Raw genomic sequence first — 3173 nt, forward strand, 5'->3', positions numbered from 1 at the left:
ATGGCATGTACATACCGCCCGAGGATTCCATCCAATCGGCAATCCTCTCTGTGGCAGATTCGATGTTGTTGTCGGAAACATCCACCTCGAGCATGGGCAGAGTTGATTCGCCAGCGAGTCTGCGGATCAATATTTGCTCTTCGATGAAAAGGTTCAAGTCGTTGTATTGCGATGGGTTGCCGGAAATCTTGAGCCTTTCAGCGCGCGCCGATTCAAATGATTCTGGCGAGCGAGTCAGCAACACAAGGCGGAAATTCAGCGGCAGAAGGCGTTCTTCGAGCCAGCGGAAGTCATAATCCTTTTTGTAAGTGTTCAATTGATACATCCGCGTGGAAAGGTGGAAGCGGTCCACAGGGCTTTCTTAAAGTCATAAAGCGAAGAAGCGGAAGACCTTCCGCGGTGGTAAATTTGGTGTTCCAGCGCCAAATGAAAACCGAGGAAGGTCAAAATGGAGTGTAACACAGCGGAGTTCATTGTAGAGACAGGGAGTTTATACGATCATTTTATGAAGATGGAAGATAGACGGAAAAAGCGTGGTATCCGATACAGCCTGCCAACCCTCTTATTGCTGATCGTGTTGGCAAAAATATGTGGAGAGGACAAACCCTATGGAATAGCGGACTGGGTGCAATGTCGGAAAGACATGCTGTTAGAGGCATTGCAGTTGAAATATCCTCGTTTGCCACACCACAGTACCTATGAACGAATTCTCGAAAGCCACGAGCAGACCATTGACGAGGCGATTTCAGAATTTCTTGGAAAACTGCCAGCCGTAGAGCAATCCCAAGTCATAACACTGGATGGAAAAACAGCACGCGGCACGATTACAGGGGAGGATCGTTTTGGTGTGCATTTACTCGCAGCCTATCTGCCGCAGGCAGGGATTGTTTTGAAACAACTGCCCGTTGAAAAAGAGAAGGAAAATGAGATTGTCGTGGCTCCCCGATTGCTCGAAAGCCTAAATTTGGAGGAAAAAGTGGTGGTTGGAGACGCCATGCAGACCCAAAGAGGCTTATCAAGCCAAATTGTGGATGCAGGAGGGGATTACGTTTGGATTGCCAAAGACAATCAACCCAAAACACGGGAAGCCATTGAGCTATTGTTTGCCCCACAAAAGCCAGTGCGCGGACAAGGATCTCCTCCGATGGATTTTGTTAGTGCCCAAACCACTGAAAAAGAGCATGGTCGTCTGGAAGAACGAACGATTACTGTCAGCAGTCTGTTGAACGAATACATTGACTGGCCCTTTGTTCAGCAAGTCTTCAAACTGGAGCGCCGTTTTACCTATGCAAGTTCTGGAAAAACACATCACGAAATTCAATATGGGTTCACCAGTCTGAGTGCGAAACAAGCTGTCCCAGAGAAATTACTCGAATTGGTTCGTTCTGAATGGGGGATTGAGAATGGCTTGCACTATCGTCGTGATGTCACTTTTCTTGAAGATAAAACCAGAATGACACGCAAAGCGATGGCACGCGCAATGGCTTGTATCAACAACCTCATCATTGCTTTATTCTCCAAGCATGGTTTTTCCAATCATGCCCGCGCCAGACGTATTTTTGACGCCAATCCTTTTGCCCAATCCTTTTGCCGCTTTATCCCTTATCCTTCGACTTTAAGAAAGCCCTGCTTTTTACTAGGAAAGTACTTGTTTTTTTATTAGGAATGGTGTACTATTTGAAACAAATAAAACTCTCGTAAAAACAGTGAGGGAATTACTATGACTAACGATAAAAAGCTAGAAGATCGAATACAACAGCTTGAGGAACAAGTAGAGTCTTTGAAGGGTGCTTTAGGAAATTTTGCTGTTGGTTTGGATAAAGTGAGTCAAATTCAGTCAAACAATACTGGCGCAATTGAAGAATTGGTTGAGGCTAGTGCATCTCAAGTGAAATATTTAAAGAAGCTAGTTGATAATACTGCTGCAAATAACAAATTATTAAATGCAGTTGTAAAAAAATTGTTACCTAAATAAATTGTTTTCATAAAAGGTGGTTACCGTGAGAAAGAAACAGAAGAGCCAACAGAATAATAAAATAGTCCTTGTCGAGGCACAACCATCGGCGGATAGAATAATTTCAAGGACCATTCAAAAATTAAATCGTTTAGTCAAACGTTCAAGAAGCGTAAGAGCTAAGGCGCGGGCAGTAAATATTGAATTGCAAAAAATGATGTACTAATTTAGACTTGATGTTGAGTTTATCAGACATAGTTGGGTTAATCGGCCTGTTTGTAACAGTTGCTGGTGTAATTATTTCTATAATTTTGGCGAAAGACGGTAGGGATTTTTTATTGGGAACCAGAAGTCGTTTTGTTTCATTTATGAAGCGAGTCTGGTCATATTCCGTCTTTCAACTAACATTCTTTCTAATCATCAACTTAATATTCTTAAGTTCCCTTGTGAGCCTAGGATATATTTCTACGAAGACAGCGATAGCAATTGGTGGTTCGTTTCTGTTAGCCGAGTTGTTAATAATGTCTTTGTTTGAAAACCTGAGAAACGTTACCTCAAAGGTTGACACAGAATTGTTTAAAGTTACGTCATCAGTAAAACGACTTACTGAGATAGAAAAAATTGAATTAGGGATAATTCAGGAAAAATGGAAGGATTTCTTGGATGAGATTTCAGCCTCCCAATCTTTGATAGCAATTCACAACTTAGTTTTAATGGCAGAGCCTGTAGATATTAATGGTTCAAATATTGTGGCTATCATTCCTGATGTGTTAGAGCCGTCTTTTAGAAATTTGGAAACGAGATTTAAAGAATTGGATCCATTCCTAGAAAAAATTTATAACAAAAACTATAAGCTGGTAATTAGAACAACCAAAGATTACTATACTTTAATTTCAAAATAATTGATTATATGATGATTTAGGAAAGTGTTTGATCGGTGGCCTCTTGGCTGCCGATTTTTATATTCCAATAGTTGTTGGTAGATTTCACCGATTTGAAAAACCGTATTTCTCTTCCCTCTTTTTGAAAGCCAATTCACCGCCTTCGAGAACATCACAGACATGTTCCCTAATTCCACAGGAGAAAAGAATGCCTTGGATTGGTTGAGATTCTGGCAGACGGAAACTACTTTCCAAAGCGCCAGCAACATATTGAAAGCGATACTCAGCATTTTCTCGATTCATTTGCTGACCATCTTGATTTGAAACTATTACATTTT

Annotated in this window: 5 protein-coding genes; 3 read left to right on the forward strand and 2 right to left on the reverse strand. The window is 41.2% G+C overall.

The window, feature by feature from the left end:
* On the reverse strand, positions 1–352 hold a 352-nt coding region (locus HZB59_13995; protein ID MBI5022542.1), incomplete at its 3' end, for a hypothetical protein.
* 96 nt (positions 353–448) lie between these two features.
* Here HZB59_13995 and HZB59_14000 point away from each other — a divergent pair.
* The 3 genes from HZB59_14000 (at position 449) to HZB59_14010 (ending at position 2856) form a co-directional block, all read left to right on the forward strand.
* Positions 449–1663 (forward strand): ISAs1 family transposase, encoded by a 1215-nt coding sequence (locus HZB59_14000; protein MBI5022543.1) that lies wholly within the window; start codon positions 449–451, stop codon positions 1661–1663.
* Positions 1664–1720: 57 nt separating this feature from the next.
* Entirely contained in the window at positions 1721–1975 is a 255-nt protein-coding gene (locus tag HZB59_14005; protein ID MBI5022544.1) for a hypothetical protein, read from the forward strand.
* A gap of 215 nt (positions 1976–2190) precedes the next feature.
* Positions 2191–2856, forward strand: coding sequence for a hypothetical protein (locus tag HZB59_14010; protein MBI5022545.1), 666 nt, complete (start codon positions 2191–2193; stop codon positions 2854–2856).
* An 84-nt stretch (positions 2857–2940) separates the two neighbouring features.
* Here HZB59_14010 and HZB59_14015 read toward each other — a convergent pair whose 3' ends face one another.
* On the reverse strand, positions 2941–3138 hold the full coding sequence (locus HZB59_14015) for a hypothetical protein (protein MBI5022546.1): 198 nt from the start codon (positions 3136–3138) through the stop codon (positions 2941–2943).
* Between the last annotated feature and the right edge of the window lie 35 nt (positions 3139–3173).

This window comes from Ignavibacteriales bacterium, assembly GCA_016214905.1.
Classification (GTDB): Bacteria; Bacteroidota; Ignavibacteria; order UBA10030; family SZUA-254; genus PNNN01.

What these genes read in the sequence shown, in the direction of transcription:
- HZB59_14010 (MBI5022545.1), top strand. Translation starts at nt 2,191, where the DNA reads ATGTTGAGTTTATCAGACATAGTTGGGTTAATCGGCCTGTTTGTAACA.
- HZB59_14000 (MBI5022543.1), top strand. Translation starts at nt 449, where the DNA reads ATGGAGTGTAACACAGCGGAGTTCATTGTAGAGACAGGGAGTTTATAC.
- HZB59_14005 (MBI5022544.1), top strand. Translation starts at nt 1,721, where the DNA reads ATGACTAACGATAAAAAGCTAGAAGATCGAATACAACAGCTTGAGGAA.
- HZB59_14015 (MBI5022546.1), bottom strand. Translation starts at nt 3,138, where the DNA reads ATGAATCGAGAAAATGCTGAGTATCGCTTTCAATATGTTGCTGGCGCT.